Raw genomic sequence first — 14,751 nt, 5'->3', positions numbered from 1 at the left:
ATATATGAATTTTTATGCAAAAATATAAACTCTCTTGGAAAGACATATCGTTTGATGATTTTAAAGTTTACTTGTTTGCCATGTTTAGGGCTTTTATTCCAAAGAAAAAAATTAAGAATTTAGATGAGCTTGAGCACTTTATTCAAACAAAATCTGCTTGGGTAACACAAGTAACTTTATATAGTTATTTAAAAACCAGGATGGGAACAAGGTATGTTCTTCATTTTGACAATGACGTGTTCATGGCATCTCTTGATATTGCTAGATGGAATATTTATTCTGTTGCTTTACAGGATCTGACATTATTTACGTTTTCTTATTTAAAAGTTAATTTTAATTATCAAAACATCAACCAGTCTAAAGAGATTTTTTCTAAAATTTTAGATGATGAGATTTCTAATAAGATGCCACTTGATATTATTGAGGAAGCAAAAAAAACTTTTAATGAAAGACTTCAAAATATAAACTGGGAAATTTATTATAAAGATTTACCCTTTAATCCTAGTGCTTTGTCATTATACAAATGGGCCCCAATAGCTGAAGAGCTTAAAACTTTAGATCGAAAAATCGTATTGAATTCTATGATATTGAAATGGGATATTATTAAAAAAGAATTTGAGAAATTAATAGAATTTTAAATATTCTTTCTATTATCCACCAAACTTTGCACAACACTTGGGTCTGCTAAAGTTGTTGTATCCCCTAATTGGTCATGTTCATTAGCTGCAATTTTTCTTAAAATTCTTCTCATAATTTTTCCAGACCTTGTTTTTGGAAGACCAGGTGAGAAATGAATAATGTCAGGTGTCGCTAGTGCACCGATTTGTTTTCTTACCCAAAGTTTTAAATCTCTCTCAAGATCTAGGTCAGCTATCTCCCCAACATTTAAAGTGACATAGCAGTATAAGCCATTACCTTTAATGTCATGTGGGTATCCAACTACAGCAGCTTCGGCAACCTTTGGATGAGCAACAAATGCACTCTCAATTTCAGCAGTTCCAAGGTTATGACCAGAGACAATAATCACATCATCTACACGACCAGTTATCCAGTAGTAGCCATCCTTGTCTCTTCTAGCCCCATCCCCAGTAAAGTATTTGCCATCAAATTGAGAAAAATAAGTATCAATAAATCTTTGATGATCACCGTACACAGTTCTCATTTGTCCAGGCCAAGATTGAGAAATGCACAGTCTTCCCTCACCAGCTCCTTTAATTTCTTTTCCGTCCTTATCGACTATTGAAGGTTTAATTCCATAGAATGGTTTAGTAGCCGACCCTGGTTTTAAATTTATAGCACCTGTTTGTGGACTAATTAATATTCCACCTGTCTCAGTTTGCCACCATGTATCAACTATTGGGCATTTAGAATTTCCTATTGTTTTATAATACCACATCCAAGCTTCAGGATTTATTGGCTCTCCAACAGTACCTAATAGTTTCAAAGATTTTCTTGAGGTTTTTTTAACAGGTTTATCTCCCTCTCTCATTAAAGCTCTAATAGCAGTGGGAGCTGTATAAAAAATATTAACTTTATATTTATCAATGATTTCCCACCATCTTGAGCTGTCAGGGTAGGTTGGAATTCCTTCAAACATTATTGTTGTGGCACCATTAGCAAGAGGACCATAAATTATATAACTATGGCCAGTAACCCAACCAATATCAGCTGTACACCAATAAATATCTTTTGGTTTGTAGTTAAAGACATATTGATGGGTCATAGATGCATAAACCATATAACCACCCGTTGTATGCAAAACCCCCTTTGGTTTTCCAGTAGAACCAGATGTGTAGAGAATAAACAAAGGATCTTCCGCATTCATTTCTTCTGGCTCACAATGTTTTGGAACATCTTTAATTAAATCGTCAAACCAAACATCTCTTCCTTTAACCCAATTAACTTTATTTCCAGTTCTTTTAACAACTATACATTTTTTAACATTAGGACAACTTCTTAAAGCCTCATCTGTAATTTGTTTTAATGGAATAGTTTTTCCACCTCTAACTCCTTCGTCAGCTGTAATAATATATTCTGACTCACAATCATTAACTCTGCCAGAAATAGAGTCTGCCGAAAAACCACCAAAAATAATAGAGTGAACCGCACCAATTCTAGCACAAGCAAGCATTGTTACTGCCAGTTCTGGAATCATAGTTAAATAAATTGTAACTCGATCACCTTTTTTAATTCCTAGTTTTCTTAAACCATTTGCAGCTTTAGAAACTTCATTATGTAATTGTTTGTACGAAATTTTTTTAGTATCTTTTGGATCATCACCCACCCAAATAATAGCAGTTTTATCTTTTTTATCTTTAAGGTGACGGTCTATACAATTGGCAGAAGCATTTAAAGTCCCATCTTCATACCATTTAATTCTAACTTCTTTTTTACTGTACTTAACGTCTTTAATTTTTTTATATGGTTTAATCCAAGTAATTCTTTTCCCCTCATTCTTCCAAAAGTCATTGTTATTTTTAATCGAGTCTGAGTATTTTTTTTGATATTTAGCTTTATTTACTAGAGCACTTTTTACCCACTCAGGTTTAGTTTTTATGATTAATTCTTTTTCTTCAATTTTTTTTAAAACCTTTTTCTTAAAAGGCTTTACTTTCTTTTTAGCCTTAGTTTTTTTAGAAACTTTTTTAACTTTTGATATTGATTTTTTTTTTGGCATATATTTCTAAATATTACTCATCTTGTTTAAAATTTTCCAGCTTTTAGAGTCTATGGGCATAACAGATAATCTGCTTTGTCTAATAAGTGATAAATGGCTAAGAGACTTAGTTTTTTTAACCTCTTCTAGAGTTACACTTTTCTTTAATTTTTCTTTAAACTTTACTTGAACAGCTACAAATCGTCCATCTTTGTCAGTTGCATCTAAAAAAGCTTCTTTAATAACCTCAACTATGCCAACAATTTCTTTGCCTATATTTGAGTGATAAAAAAAACAAAGGTCTCCTTTTTTCATTGCTCTTAAATTTTTTGCAGCTTGATAATTTCTTACTCCATCCCAAGGAGCACCTTTAGCGCCAGCTTTTTTTTGCTGATCAATTGACCAAACATCAGGTTCTGATTTCATTAACCAATACTGCATTACAATCTTACTCCAGCACCCTTCAAAAAAGCAGCATCTGCATCTAGAGGCCACCTAGGTTTTGCAGGACTATCTAATTCACTAAACTGTTTTAACTTAAATTTTTCTAATCCAACCATTGCAATCATTGCCGCATTATCTCCACACAAATTAATAGGTGGAAATATTGCTTCAAATTCCTCTTCTTTGCAAAGATTAGTTAGAACTTCTCTAATTCTCTTGTTTGCAGCAACACCACCTGCAACTACAAATTTATTTTTAATTGTTGTGTTCATTTTTTTAAATTCTTCAAAAGCAATTTTACTTTTCTTATATAGTATTTCTTCAATTGTTTTTTGAAAAGATGCTGCAAGATCATATTTTTCTTGTTCAGTTTTTATTTGTTTTGATATTTTTAAAACAGCAGTCTTTAAACCCGCAAATGATAAATTACACCCTCCTTTATGAAAAATCGGCTTTGGTAGCTCATATTTATTGGGATCACCTTTTTTTGCATACACTTCAATTTGTGGCCCACCTGGAAATTCTATTCCTAATAATTTTGCTGTTTTATCAAAGGCTTCACCTACAGCATCATCAATAGTTGTTCCTAATCTTTTATAATTTCCTAAGCCTTGCACACTTAAAAATTGAGTGTGACCTCCAGAGATTAAAAGTAATAAATAAGGATAATTTAATTCAGAATTTAGTTTTGGGCTTAATGCATGTCCTTCTAAATGATTAACAGCTATAAAAGGTTTATTTAGCGAGGAGGCCATTGCTTTTCCAAAACTTAAACCAACAGACAGACAGACCATAAGACCAGGTCCTGCTGTGGCTGCTATTGCATCCAGTTCTTCCATTTTTACTCCACTTTCATCAAATGCTTTTTTTGTGATTAAATCTATTTTTTCCATATGGGATCTTGCGGCAAGTTCTGGCACAACACCGCCAAACTCTTTATGAACATCCACCTGACTTGAAACAATACTTGATAAAATTGTTGGCATACCTTGCTCATTTTCAGTTATGATAGAGGCCGCTGTTTCATCACAGCTTGATTCAATTCCTAAGATTATGGGTTTTTTATTCATTAAATTAGTTTTTATTAATAATACATTCTCAATATAAGTATGAAGTATAAAGCAATTAAATGAAAAATAGAAAAATTATTATAGGCTCTAGAGGAAGCAAATTAGCACTAATCTATGCTGAAAAGGCTAGAGAAAAAATTCTCAAACATTCAAAAGATTTTGGAATTGAAGAAGTAATCATTAAAGAAATTGTAACTAAAGGTGATCAAGTTCAAGACAAAAGATTATCGGAAGTAGGGGGTAAGGGACTTTTCTCAAAAACTATAGAGGTTGAATTATTAGAAAAAAAAATAGATATAGCGGTACATGCATTAAAAGATATGCCTTCTGAAGAAACTAAAGGATTATTAACAGATTGTTTTTTAGAAAGAAATGATCCAAGAGAAATTTTAATCAGCAAAGACAATAAACATCTAAAAGATTTAACTTCAAATTCAATTATTGGAACATCCTCATATAGAAGAGAATTTCAGATTAAAAAAATAAGAGATGATCTTAATTGTAAATTAATTAGAGGAAACGTTGATACAAGAATAAGAAAACTTAATGAAAACTTATATGATGCAATTATCTTATCTTATGCTGGAATCAATTCTTTAGGATTAAATCAAAATATCTCTCAAACTTTTTCTACTTCAGAAATTATACCTTGTGCTGGACAAGGAGTTATTGCCTTGCAGTGTAGAGATAACGATGAAGATTTAATTGAATTATTAAAACAAGTTGATCATCAATCAACACATAGCGCAATAAAAGCTGAAAGAAATGTTTTAAAGGTTTTAGAAGGAGACTGTGAAACAGCAGTAGGAGCATTTGCAAACATTAAAGAGAATAAAATTAATCTTGAAGTAGAGCTTTTTTCGTTAGATGGAAGTAAAAGATTTTATTTAAAATCATCTGAAAGTGTAGATAAAGCAGAAAAATTGGGAATAGAGATGGGAAAAACTCTTAAAAAGATGTCTAATAATTCCTACAAAAAATAATATGCATATTTTATTCACAAGACCTCTAGAAGATTGTCATGAAATGATATTAAAATTTCAATCATTGGGTCATGAAATATCTCATTTACCTTTAATTAATATTGAAGGCTTAAAATACGAAGCACCAAACTATTTGGAGTTTAAAGCAATTATTTTTACCAGTACTAATGCTGTTAAATTTTTGGATATAAAGAACATTGATAAAAAATTAAAATGCTTTTGTGTTGGAAGTGCTACTGAAAAAAAAGCTAGAAGTTTTGGTTTTCAAAATGTTTTTGCAGCCGAAGGAAATGTTAGTAATCTTAAGGAATTAATCTTACAAAATTTTAAACCTTCTGATGGAAAGCTAATTTATATAAGTGGAGAAATAATCTCTAGTGATTTGGACAAAGAGCTTATTTCGAGTGGGTATACGATAGAACGATTAATTAATTACAGAGCTAACCCAATTGAAAAATACGATGAAAGCTTTATCGAAAAATTAAAATTAAAAATGCCTGAAATTACTTACATTTATTCGCAAAATAGTGCGATTAATTTTTTAAAAGTAATTAAAAGTTATCAGTTAGAAACCCTATGGATGAATACTAATTTAATGTGCATTGGAGAAAAAACCTCTTCAATTCTTAATGAAATAAAGTGGAAAAAAATTTTTCTTTTTAACCCTGGAGAAGAGGAATTTTTGCTATATAAAATTTAGCTATGGATATTTTTAACAATTTTAGTGACTTATTTTTTTCAGTTTGGTCAAAGGGAATTCACGGTATTGATATTTTTCAAATATTAATTGGAATTGGGATTTTTTTTATTTTTTTAATTTTTAGAGGAATTATCAGTAAAGTAATTATTAAAAGATTAGAAAGTATCTCTAAAAGAACAACCAATAAACTAGATGACACTTTCGTCCATGCAATGGTTGGGCCAGCAAGATTTCTTCCCATTGTTCTAGGTTTTTTTATTGCAAGTTATTACATGTCTTTTGGAGAAGATGGCAAAGTAGCTATTGATACAATTAATAGAACTTTAATAACTATTTTTATTTTTTGGGTGATACATCAAATTGTTGAACCCATCTCTTATATTTTAAGTGGTTTAGATAAAATGTTAACTAGAGAGTTAATTGGCTGGATTATTAAATCATTAAAAATTTTGATTTTCATTCTAGGTTTAGCGGCTGTTCTTGAACTTTGGGGAATAAAAATTGGACCAATTATTGCTGGACTGGGTTTATTTGGTGTTGCAGTTGCTTTAGGTGCGCAAGACTTATTTAAAAATTTAATATCAGGAATTTTAGTTTTAGTTGAAAAAAGATTTAAAATTGGAGATTGGATTTTAGTTGAAGGAACAATTGAAGGTATTGTTGAAAAAATTGGATTTAGATCAACAGTGATTAGAAAATTTGATAAATCTTTAGCAATAATTCCAAACTTTCAATTTGCTGAAAACTCAGTAGTTAATATTAGTGAAACAACCAATTGGAGAATAAGATGGTCCATTACTCTTCAATACGATACCACTGTTGCACAGTTAAAAAAAGTAAGAGAAGAAATAGAAAACTATATTAATAAAAGCGAGGACTTCAGTCAAAGTGTTGGTGTTGCGGTAAGAATTGAAAAGTTTTCTGATAGCTCAATAGATTTATTAGTTAGATGTTTTACGGCCAGCAACAGTTGGAGCGACTCTCTTTTAGTTAAAGAAAGATTAGCGATTGCAATTAAAGAAATAGTAGAAGGAAACAAAGCTTCATTTGCATTCCCAAGTCAGTCAATTTATATCGAGAAAAAATGATAGCAATTTTTTATTTGGTTCTTCAAATATTAAAGCTCTATTCTTATGTGGTAATTGCAAATGTAGTTACAAGTTGGCTTGTTGCATTTAATGTTTTAAATACTCAAAATAGATTTGTTTATTCTATTTTAGAGGTGACTTATCGATTAACAAATCCTGCACTTAATAAAATAAGAAGTTTTTTACCTAATTTAGGATCAATAGATATTTCACCAGTTATATTACTTTTATTGATTTGGTTTATAGAAATGTGTATGAAGTTGTACATCGCGCCAATGATTTTTTAGGGGAACATATGATTTTAATAGATGGAAAAAAAATAGCAGCTGAACTTAGAGAAGAATTAAGACAAGAGGTCGTAGAGCTAAAAGCTAAACACAATAAAATTCCCGGACTTACAGTCATTTTAATTGGAGAAATGGCCCCTAGTCAAATTTATGTTCGTATGAAAGAAAAAGCTGCGAACGAGGTAGGGTTAAAATCTGAAGTAATTAGATACCCTGAAGCTGTGGAAGAAAAAACAGTATTAGATAAAATTGAAGAATTAAATAAAGATGAAAGTATTTCAGGAATTTTAGTTCAACTACCTTTACCAAAACATATCGATAAGCAAAAAGTTATTGAAACTATTTTACCAGGAAAAGATGTTGATGGGTTTCACCCAATGAATGTTGGAAATCTTTCTTCAGGCTATGAAAGTTCAGTTCCTTGTACTCCTTTAGGATGTTATTTAATGATTAAAAAAATTGAACCAAATTTGAGTGGAAAAAAAGTGGTTATGATTGGCAGATCAAATCTAAACGGTAAGCCAATGGCACAGTTACTTTTAAAAGAAAATTGTACAGTAACAATTACTCATTCAAAAACTAAAGATTTAAAAGCTGAATGCTTGGAGGCAGATATTATTGTTGCGGCAGTCGGCATTCCAGAGCTTGTAAAAGCGGACTGGGTTAAAAAAGATGCAATTGTAATAGATGTTGGGATCAATAAAACTGAAAACGGCATAGTTGGAGATGTTGCATTTGAAGAAGTCTCAAAAGTTGCAAAAGCCTTAACCCCTGTACCAGGTGGAGTAGGACCAATGACTATTGCTTGTTTATTAAAAAATACTATTGAGTGCTTTAAAAGATCACAAAAATAAGTGTTAAAAAAAATATTCAAAAAACTTCATATACTTCACAGTATTTACATTAAGCATAAATTTTTTATTAAAAAAAAATCTTATGCAATGAATAATGAAGACACCGCCATTTTAAACTATTTTAAAGACAGAAAAAATGGTTTTTATGTAGATGTTGGCTGCTATCATCCTATACATAGAAATAATACTCACCTATTACATATGCAGAATTGGAGTGGAGTTAACATAGATACAAGTAAATTTTCTATTGACCTTTTTAATTTTATGAGACCAAAGGATCTTAACTATAATTGTGCAATTTCAGATAAAAATAAAAATATAAAACTATTTTATCAAAAAGAACTTAGTCAGTTAAGCACGATAGAAAAGGGTCAGGCAGAAAGTGTGTTCCAAGGCGAGATTAAAGAAAAAGAAATAGAAGCTTTTACTTTGGATGAAATATTGAGCAGAGATAAATATAAAGATTCTAAAATTGATCTTTTAGATATTGATGTAGAGGGGGCTGACCTAAAAGTTCTAAGGGGACTATCTTTTGATAAGTTTAAACCAGAATTAGTGTGTGTTGAAATTCACGCAAAAGAAATAGAAAAAAGTGATATCTATAATTTTTTAATTGATAAAAACTATAAATTATTATGGTCAGGAGTTTTTAGTCATATTTTTAAAAGATTGTAAAATTAAGAAAAGATAGATGAAAAAATTTTTAACTTTTCTAATTATAATTACAATTTATAACTCACCAATAATTACTATGGAAAAAAAACCTTATCATCATTTACCAGATGGAACTTTTAGAAATCCAGAAGGATCACCTGTTAGAACTAGTCAAGCGAAGTTTTCATATACACAATTCATTAAATTGAAAAAAAAAATAGATATGACTGTTCCAAAAGAACACGTTGTTGATAAAGAAAAAGTTTTATCTGATTTAGAAAAGTATAAAAATGAAGATTATATTGCTTGGATTGGTCATGCTACTTACTTAATTAAACTTGGAGATATAACAATTATAACTGACCCAGTGTTTTCAAAAAATGCGGGACCTTTAATTTTTGGCCCAGATAGATTTACTGAGCCTGCCTTAAATTTAAATGAAATTCCAAAGACAGATTTATTATTATTAACACATAATCATTATGATCATCAAGATATGGGCACCATTAGAAAGTATCCATTTAAAGATACAAAAGTTTTAACACCTCTAAATCTTGGAAAATACTTTACAACAAATAAATTTAACGATGTAAATGAAATGGATTGGTACGAAGAAATTAAAGTTAATGAAGATCTAAAAGTAACATTACTCCCAGCTGTCCATTGGTCTAAAAGAAGCCTAACGGATATGAATAAAACACTCTGGGGTAATTTCTTAATTGAATATAAGGGTAAAAAAATATTATTTGCTTGCGACACTGGTTATGGAAATATTTATAAAGAGTTAGGTGAAAAATATGGTCCAATTGATTTAACAATGATTAATATTGGAGCTTATGACTTTAAGCCGATGTTTGATAAATCAATTTATCACACAACACCAGAAGAAGCTTTAAATGTAGCACAAGATTTAAGAAGTAAAAAGGTTATGGGAACACACTGGGGAACTTTTGTTTTATCCCTGGAACCTATTATGGAACCACCAGTAAGATTTAAAGCTAGTGCAGAAAAGTATGGTTTTAAAAAAGAGGATGCTATTATCTTTAAAATTGGAGAGATAAATTCATTAAAAAATATATTATCTAATTAAGATTATTTTTTTTCCATTATCCATAAAGCATTTTCACTTAAGAAAAATATTTTACCATTAGACGGATGAACTTGAATATCTCTTATTCTTCCAACATTATCTTTAAATATAACATCTTCTTTCACATTAGTTGGATCATTAAATATTAGTTTTCTTAAAGATCTATCCTTTAAAGAAGTAACTAGTGCATGCCCATTCCACTCTTTAAACTCATTTCCTCTGTAAATTGTAATAGCACTTGTAGCTATTGAAGGTACCCAATATTGAATTGCTTTAGTAAAACCTGGCTTCCATTTTGGACCAATAGAAATTCCAGAATAATTTTTTCCACCCCAGCCTAAAATTTTCCATCCATAATTTTCTCCTTTTTTTGCCTCTCCAAACCAATCACCACCTCTTGCACCATGATTACTTAAATATATTTTTCCATCATAATTAGAGAGTGTTAAACCTTGTGGATTACGAACACCTATTTGATAAATTTCAGGCAACCAATCTGGTTTACCAGTAAACTTTGGGTTATCTTTGGGAATACGACCATCAGTATGAATTCTAATAATACTACCAGGATGTTTTGTGGGATCTTGGGCAATCATACCTTGGCCTCTTTCACCAGCTGATGCATAAATATAATTATCTTTAATCGCTAATCTTGAACCAAAATGATAACCAGAATCTATAGGAGGGTTTGCTTGAAAAATATTTTTAAAATTTAATTCTTGTTTGTTTAATTGTGCTTTTGCAATTGATGTGCTTGTTTTTAAATTTCCCCTATCTTCCGAATAAGAAATCCATAGAGCATTATCTTGGTAAATAATATCTAATAACCCACCTTGGCCGACTTCTAAAAAATTAAGATTATGTTTAATTTCTGTAACTTCTTTTGAAATAAGATTAATAATTTTAATTTTTCCACTTTTTTCAGTAATAATGATTTCATCATTGTTAATAAAGGATGATCCCCAAGGTTCATCTAACTCTATAATTTTAGTGAATGTATAATTATTGGAATAGCTTTTTGAAGCAAATAAAAGAAAAAAAATTAGTAATAAAAAATATTTTTTCACTTTAAGAAAGTTTTGATCTACCACCATCAACAGCTATTATCTGTCCAGTAATCCAAGAACTCTCTTCAGTAATTAAAAATTTTGCAAGCGCTGCAGAATCTTTTCCTTCACCCAATCTTTTAAGAGGATGAGCTTTAGCAATTCCATCTGCAATTGCAGGATTCTTTAACATTGGTTCTGCAATTTTAGATTTTGATAAACTGGGTGCAATACAATTCACTCTAATATGTGGAGCAAACTCAGCAGCTAGTGTAACAGTTAGTCCCTCAACTGCAGCTTTAGCAGAAGCAATAATTGTGTGATTAGTAAAACCTCTTTGAGCAGCAACAGTTGAAAATAAAACAACTGAGCCTTTGTTCTTTTTTAAACTTTCTTGAAATCCTTTTATTGCTTCAATAGCTGAATAAAGGTTTAGTTTCATACATTTATTCATATCTGCTTCTGTAACCATCCTTAATGGTTTTAAATCAATAGATCCTACACAGTAAGCGATACCCTTAATTTCACTAATGTCTGATTTTACTTTTTCTATAAATCCTTCTTCTAAAACGTCAGCAACCGTATAAGTGCAGCCTAATTTTTCTGCAATAGTTTTAACTTCATTTTCATTTCTTGCTATTAGATGAATATCATTTCCTGAATTTTTCAATTGTTCAGCTAAGCTGGAACCCACAGAACCTGTCGCACCAAAAATAAGATATTTTTCTGACATATAATTTTTATTTAGTTATATTTAACTATGAAATTGTTTTTTATACTTGGCAATCAATTATTTCCATTAAAATACGTAGACCGCTTCAAAAAGGACCACTCTTTTTACATGGCAGAAGACTATGGACTATGCACTTATGAAAAGCATCATAAGCAAAAGATCTTGCTATTTCTATCTTCTATGAGGTCTTATGCAGATATGCTTAAAGCAAATAAATACAAACTTGAATATTCTAAAATTGAGGACGAAGATTTTAAAGATACTTATTTTAAGAAATTAAAAATTATTATTGATCAAAAAAAAATTACTGAAATTTCAAGTTTTGAGGTTGAGGATAAATTTTTTGAAAAGAAAATTTCACAATTCTTAAAAAAAGAAAAAATTAACTGGAATATTGTTCAAACTCCAATGTTTTTAAACTCAAGAGATGAGTTTAAAAATTATTTAGCAAAATCAAAAAAACCTTTTATGGCAACATTTTACAAAGAAGTTCGTAAAAAATCTGGAATATTAATGGGAGCAGATGGAAACCCTATTGGGGGCAAATGGAGTTTTGATGAAGATAACAGAAATAAATTACCAAAAGACATGTCAATACCAAAATTTCCAAAAATTAACGAAACTAATCATACTAAAAAATTAAAACCAATTATTGAAAAACTGTTTAAAGATCATCCTGGTAGCACAAATGATTTTTGGTTAGCAACAGAATACAATGATGTGGTCAAACTTTTAGATTTTTTTATTAAAGAAAAATCAAATTTATTTGGCGATTATGAAGATGCTGTTAATCAAAAAGACAATATTTTATTTCATAGCGCATTAAGCCCGTACATTAATTTAGGATTGATAACCCCTGAAATTATCATTCAAAAAATTTTAGAATTTCATAAAAAACACAAAATTAGAATGAACTCACTTGAAGGTTATATTCGTCAAATAATAGGCTGGAGAGAGTTCATGCGTGGAATTTATCAAGGTTACTCTGATGAAATGGAAACAAAAAATTTTTTCAACCATGAAAGAAAAATGAAAAAGTCTTGGTATGAAGGCACAACAGGTTTGCCCCCATTGGATCATGCAATTAAAAATGCCGTTAATCATGGCTGGTCTCACCATATTGAAAGATTGATGATTTTATCAAATATAATGAACCTTTGTGAAGTGAAACCAACAATTGTTTATAAGTGGTTTATGGAAATGTTTGTAGATTCTTCTGATTGGGTGATGGTTCCTAATGTTTATGGAATGGGCTTATTTAGTGATGGAGGTATTTTTGCAACGAAACCATACATTTGTGGATCAAGTTATTTTATGAAAATGATGGATTTTAAAAAAGGGGAATGGTGTAATACGATGGATGGTCTTTATTGGAGGTTTATAGATAAAAATAGAAAATTTTTTTTAAAGAACCCTAGATTGTCTATGATGGTTTATGTTTTTGATAAAATGAAAGATGAAAGAAAGAAAATGATTTTATCTGAAGCTGACAAGTTTATTAAATTAAATACAAATTAAAAATGTTAAAAAGTTTATTTATTATCTTTTTTTATCAACTTCTAGGTGAAGCTATTCAAAAATTTTTTGCAATAAATATTCCAGGGCCTGTTATTGGTTTAATTTTATTATTATTATCGTTCATTTTATTTTCTAAAAATATTAAACAATCCAAGAGAATAATTAAAGAAATTTCTTTAACTAGTCATCAGATTATAAGCCACTTATCATTATTATTTGTTCCAATAGGTGTTGGGGTTGTGATGCATATAAATTATCTAGGAGATAACTTATTCAAAATTTTTAGTATTATAATTATTGGTACACTCACTACTTTAGTATTCACAGCATTTGTTATGGAAAAAATAATTAACCTAGAAAAGAAAAATGGCAAGAGAAGATAAACTATATAAAATTTGGGTATATTTGCAGGCAGAACCTCTTTTCTGGATCACCCTAACATTAGGAGCATATTTAGTAGGTGATTATTTATATAAAAAATCTAAGTTAAATCCATTGGTAAACCCTGTTGCAATAAGTATCTTAATTGTTTCCTCAGTTTTATTATTCTTAGATGTCTCCTATGATAGATATTTTGAGGGTGCAAAATTTATTCACTTCATGTTAGGTCCAGCAACAGTTGCTTTGGCTATACCAATTTATGAAAAAAGAAATTTGATTACAAAAGAAGTTAAACCAATTATTTTTTCAATTTGTCTTGGAATACCTTTTGCAATTTTAATTACTTTTTATTTGGGAAAATTTTTTGGATTAAGTAATGAGATGATTTTAACAATGATACCTAGAAATGTGACAGCTCCTATTGCAATGGGTATCTCAGAGCTTATTGGAGGAATACCGTCTTTAACTGCAATAATTACAATAATTACTGGTATAATTGGTGCTTCATTAGGAACTTTTTTATTAAATGTTTTCAAATTAAAAGACATGAGTGCTAGAGGTTTTGCGTTTGGTTTAGCAAGTCATGGTATTGGAACAGCAAGAGCAATGAGTAAAAATAAAACAGCGGGCGTATTTGCTGCTCTAGCGATGGGCCTAAGTGGCATTGCAACTTCACTTTTTGTTTTAATTATAATTAAGTTTCTTATTTAATTTGTGAAAAAAGAAAATTTACCTTCAAAAATTTGTCTTACTTGTAAAAGACCTTTTACATGGCGTAAGAAATGGAAGTTAAATTGGGATAAAGTAAAGTATTGTTCTAAGAAGTGCTCTAAGTGATTTACTTATCCTTATTTACTATATCTTTTTTAGCTGCAACCATTTTACCATTTTCATCTGAGCTCACATTGGCAGGATTAATTGCAACATCAAATTTTGATAATTTATTATTGTTAATTGTTGCTAGTTTTGGGAATATTTTGGGATCAGTTGTTAACTGGGTCTTGGGATTTTATTCAAGAAATCTAAGTACAAAAAAGTGGTTTCCGTTTAAAGACAAACAAATAGAAAACTCTTCAAAATGGTTTAATAAATTTGGTAAATGGTCATTATTATTTGCTTGGGTTCCAATAATAGGTGATCCACTGACTTTAGTTGCAGGTTTATTAAGAGTTAGATTTTTAGATTTTATTATTTTAGTGGCAATTGGAAAAGTAAGTAGGTACGTCTTAATTTATTATTTGTTTTAA

18 protein-coding genes are annotated in these 14,751 nt (G+C 29.9%); 13 read left to right on the top strand and 5 right to left on the bottom strand.

Going from position 1 to position 14,751, the window contains the following annotated elements:
* The first annotated feature begins 14 nt into the window (after window positions 1-14).
* Window positions 15-638 carry an esterase gene (locus AC5SLT_RS06590; RefSeq protein ID WP_271626005.1) on the top strand — a complete coding sequence of 208 codons (624 nt, stop codon included), beginning with the start codon at window positions 15-17 and terminating at the stop codon, window positions 636-638.
* Here AC5SLT_RS06590 and acs read toward each other — a convergent pair.
* Genes acs through tsaD form a run of 3 tightly spaced genes read right to left on the bottom strand, consistent with a single transcriptional unit; the run spans window position 635 to window position 4,170 of the window.
* Entirely contained in the window at window positions 635-2,677 is a 2,043-nt protein-coding gene (gene acs / locus AC5SLT_RS06585; RefSeq protein ID WP_494591791.1) for an acetate--CoA ligase, read from the bottom strand. The two genes, AC5SLT_RS06590 and acs, sit on opposite strands and share 4 nt — an antisense overlap.
* Window positions 2,678-2,683: 6 nt before the next feature.
* Window positions 2,684-3,097 (bottom strand): EVE domain-containing protein, encoded by a 414-nt coding sequence (locus tag AC5SLT_RS06580; protein WP_494591789.1) that lies wholly within the window; start codon window positions 3,095-3,097, stop codon window positions 2,684-2,686.
* Window positions 3,097-4,170, bottom strand: a complete 1,074-nt coding sequence (gene tsaD / locus AC5SLT_RS06575; protein WP_006997597.1) for a tRNA (adenosine(37)-N6)-threonylcarbamoyltransferase complex transferase subunit TsaD — start codon at window positions 4,168-4,170, stop codon at window positions 3,097-3,099. Before tsaD ends, AC5SLT_RS06580 begins: the two co-directional genes overlap by 1 nt.
* Before the next feature lie 59 nt (window positions 4,171-4,229).
* On the opposite strand from tsaD, the gene hemC reads away from it, so the two are divergent.
* The 7 genes from hemC to AC5SLT_RS06540 all read left to right on the top strand — a co-directional run bounded on the left by hemC (window position 4,230) and on the right by AC5SLT_RS06540 (window position 9,826).
* Window positions 4,230-5,153, top strand: coding sequence for a hydroxymethylbilane synthase (gene hemC, locus AC5SLT_RS06570; RefSeq protein ID WP_494591788.1), 924 nt, complete (start codon window positions 4,230-4,232; stop codon window positions 5,151-5,153).
* A gap of 1 nt (window position 5,154) precedes the next feature.
* A complete protein-coding gene (locus AC5SLT_RS06565) occupies window positions 5,155-5,853 on the top strand; it encodes a uroporphyrinogen-III synthase (protein WP_494591786.1) in 699 nt (232 codons plus the stop codon).
* Between the two features lie 2 nt (window positions 5,854-5,855).
* Entirely contained in the window at window positions 5,856-6,941 is a 1,086-nt protein-coding gene (locus AC5SLT_RS06560) for a mechanosensitive ion channel family protein (protein ID WP_006997600.1), read from the top strand.
* Window positions 6,938-7,228, top strand: a complete 291-nt coding sequence (locus tag AC5SLT_RS06555) for a YggT family protein (protein ID WP_494577989.1) — start codon at window positions 6,938-6,940, stop codon at window positions 7,226-7,228. Before AC5SLT_RS06560 ends, AC5SLT_RS06555 begins: the two co-directional genes overlap by 4 nt.
* 8 nt (window positions 7,229-7,236) lie before the next feature.
* Window positions 7,237-8,082: a bifunctional 5,10-methylenetetrahydrofolate dehydrogenase/5,10-methenyltetrahydrofolate cyclohydrolase gene (locus tag AC5SLT_RS06550; RefSeq protein WP_494591785.1), complete on the top strand. Its 846-nt coding sequence runs from the start codon at window positions 7,237-7,239 to the stop codon at window positions 8,080-8,082.
* Between the two features lie 87 nt (window positions 8,083-8,169).
* Window positions 8,170-8,757 carry an FkbM family methyltransferase gene (locus tag AC5SLT_RS06545; RefSeq protein WP_494591783.1) on the top strand — a complete coding sequence of 196 codons (588 nt, stop codon included), beginning with the start codon at window positions 8,170-8,172 and terminating at the stop codon, window positions 8,755-8,757.
* Between the two features lie 16 nt (window positions 8,758-8,773).
* Entirely contained in the window at window positions 8,774-9,826 is a 1,053-nt protein-coding gene (locus AC5SLT_RS06540) for an MBL fold metallo-hydrolase (protein WP_494591781.1), read from the top strand.
* A 2-nt stretch (window positions 9,827-9,828) separates the two neighbouring features.
* On the opposite strand, the gene AC5SLT_RS06535 is transcribed toward AC5SLT_RS06540, so the two are convergent.
* Together AC5SLT_RS06535 and AC5SLT_RS06530 are read right to left on the bottom strand one after the other, a co-directional pair.
* Window positions 9,829-10,920: a PQQ-dependent sugar dehydrogenase gene (locus AC5SLT_RS06535; protein ID WP_494591779.1), complete on the bottom strand. Its 1,092-nt coding sequence runs from the start codon at window positions 10,918-10,920 to the stop codon at window positions 9,829-9,831.
* A complete protein-coding gene (locus tag AC5SLT_RS06530) occupies window positions 10,895-11,605 on the bottom strand; it encodes an SDR family NAD(P)-dependent oxidoreductase (RefSeq protein WP_271486105.1) in 711 nt (236 codons plus the stop codon). The genes AC5SLT_RS06535 and AC5SLT_RS06530 overlap by 26 nt, the downstream gene beginning before the upstream one ends.
* 27 nt (window positions 11,606-11,632) lie before the next feature.
* On the opposite strand from AC5SLT_RS06530, the gene AC5SLT_RS06525 reads away from it, so the two are divergent.
* From AC5SLT_RS06525 to AC5SLT_RS06505, 5 genes are read left to right on the top strand one after another with little or no spacing between them, the layout of a single operon-like run.
* Window positions 11,633-13,123, top strand: coding sequence for a cryptochrome/photolyase family protein (locus AC5SLT_RS06525; RefSeq protein WP_494591777.1), 1,491 nt, complete (start codon window positions 11,633-11,635; stop codon window positions 13,121-13,123).
* A gap of 2 nt (window positions 13,124-13,125) precedes the next feature.
* Window positions 13,126-13,506 (top strand): CidA/LrgA family protein, encoded by a 381-nt coding sequence (locus AC5SLT_RS06520; RefSeq protein WP_494573080.1) that lies wholly within the window; start codon window positions 13,126-13,128, stop codon window positions 13,504-13,506.
* Entirely contained in the window at window positions 13,490-14,215 is a 726-nt protein-coding gene (locus AC5SLT_RS06515; protein WP_494573079.1) for an LrgB family protein, read from the top strand. The genes AC5SLT_RS06520 and AC5SLT_RS06515 overlap by 17 nt, the downstream gene beginning before the upstream one ends.
* A 3-nt stretch (window positions 14,216-14,218) precedes the next feature.
* Window positions 14,219-14,341 carry a DUF2256 domain-containing protein gene (locus AC5SLT_RS06510; RefSeq protein WP_415323288.1) on the top strand — a complete coding sequence of 41 codons (123 nt, stop codon included), beginning with the start codon at window positions 14,219-14,221 and terminating at the stop codon, window positions 14,339-14,341.
* The gene (locus tag AC5SLT_RS06505; RefSeq protein ID WP_494591775.1) at window positions 14,338-14,751 is read left to right on the top strand and encodes a YqaA family protein; all 414 of its coding nucleotides are present in this window, start codon (window positions 14,338-14,340) and stop codon (window positions 14,749-14,751) included. Before AC5SLT_RS06510 ends, AC5SLT_RS06505 begins: the two co-directional genes overlap by 4 nt.

The organism is Candidatus Pelagibacter sp. PS_11 (genome assembly GCF_059417975.1).
This window is presented reverse-complemented; position numbering and strand designations above follow the sequence as displayed.

What these genes read in the sequence shown, in the direction of transcription:
- AC5SLT_RS06590 (WP_271626005.1), top strand. Translation starts at nt 15, where the DNA reads ATGCAAAAATATAAACTCTCTTGGAAAGACATATCGTTTGATGATTTT.
- acs (WP_494591791.1), bottom strand. Translation starts at nt 2,677, where the DNA reads ATGCCAAAAAAAAAATCAATATCAAAAGTTAAAAAAGTTTCTAAAAAA.
- AC5SLT_RS06580 (WP_494591789.1), bottom strand. Translation starts at nt 3,097, where the DNA reads ATGCAGTATTGGTTAATGAAATCAGAACCTGATGTTTGGTCAATTGAT.
- tsaD (WP_006997597.1), bottom strand. Translation starts at nt 4,170, where the DNA reads ATGAATAAAAAACCCATAATCTTAGGAATTGAATCAAGCTGTGATGAA.
- hemC (WP_494591788.1), top strand. Translation starts at nt 4,230, where the DNA reads ATGAAAAATAGAAAAATTATTATAGGCTCTAGAGGAAGCAAATTAGCA.
- AC5SLT_RS06565 (WP_494591786.1), top strand. Translation starts at nt 5,155, where the DNA reads ATGCATATTTTATTCACAAGACCTCTAGAAGATTGTCATGAAATGATA.
- AC5SLT_RS06560 (WP_006997600.1), top strand. Translation starts at nt 5,856, where the DNA reads ATGGATATTTTTAACAATTTTAGTGACTTATTTTTTTCAGTTTGGTCA.
- AC5SLT_RS06555 (WP_494577989.1), top strand. Translation starts at nt 6,938, where the DNA reads ATGATAGCAATTTTTTATTTGGTTCTTCAAATATTAAAGCTCTATTCT.
- AC5SLT_RS06550 (WP_494591785.1), top strand. Translation starts at nt 7,237, where the DNA reads ATGATTTTAATAGATGGAAAAAAAATAGCAGCTGAACTTAGAGAAGAA.
- AC5SLT_RS06545 (WP_494591783.1), top strand. Translation starts at nt 8,170, where the DNA reads ATGAATAATGAAGACACCGCCATTTTAAACTATTTTAAAGACAGAAAA.
- AC5SLT_RS06540 (WP_494591781.1), top strand. Translation starts at nt 8,774, where the DNA reads ATGAAAAAATTTTTAACTTTTCTAATTATAATTACAATTTATAACTCA.
- AC5SLT_RS06535 (WP_494591779.1), bottom strand. Translation starts at nt 10,920, where the DNA reads ATGGTGGTAGATCAAAACTTTCTTAAAGTGAAAAAATATTTTTTATTA.
- AC5SLT_RS06530 (WP_271486105.1), bottom strand. Translation starts at nt 11,605, where the DNA reads ATGTCAGAAAAATATCTTATTTTTGGTGCGACAGGTTCTGTGGGTTCC.
- AC5SLT_RS06525 (WP_494591777.1), top strand. Translation starts at nt 11,633, where the DNA reads ATGAAATTGTTTTTTATACTTGGCAATCAATTATTTCCATTAAAATAC.
- AC5SLT_RS06520 (WP_494573080.1), top strand. Translation starts at nt 13,126, where the DNA reads ATGTTAAAAAGTTTATTTATTATCTTTTTTTATCAACTTCTAGGTGAA.
- AC5SLT_RS06515 (WP_494573079.1), top strand. Translation starts at nt 13,490, where the DNA reads ATGGCAAGAGAAGATAAACTATATAAAATTTGGGTATATTTGCAGGCA.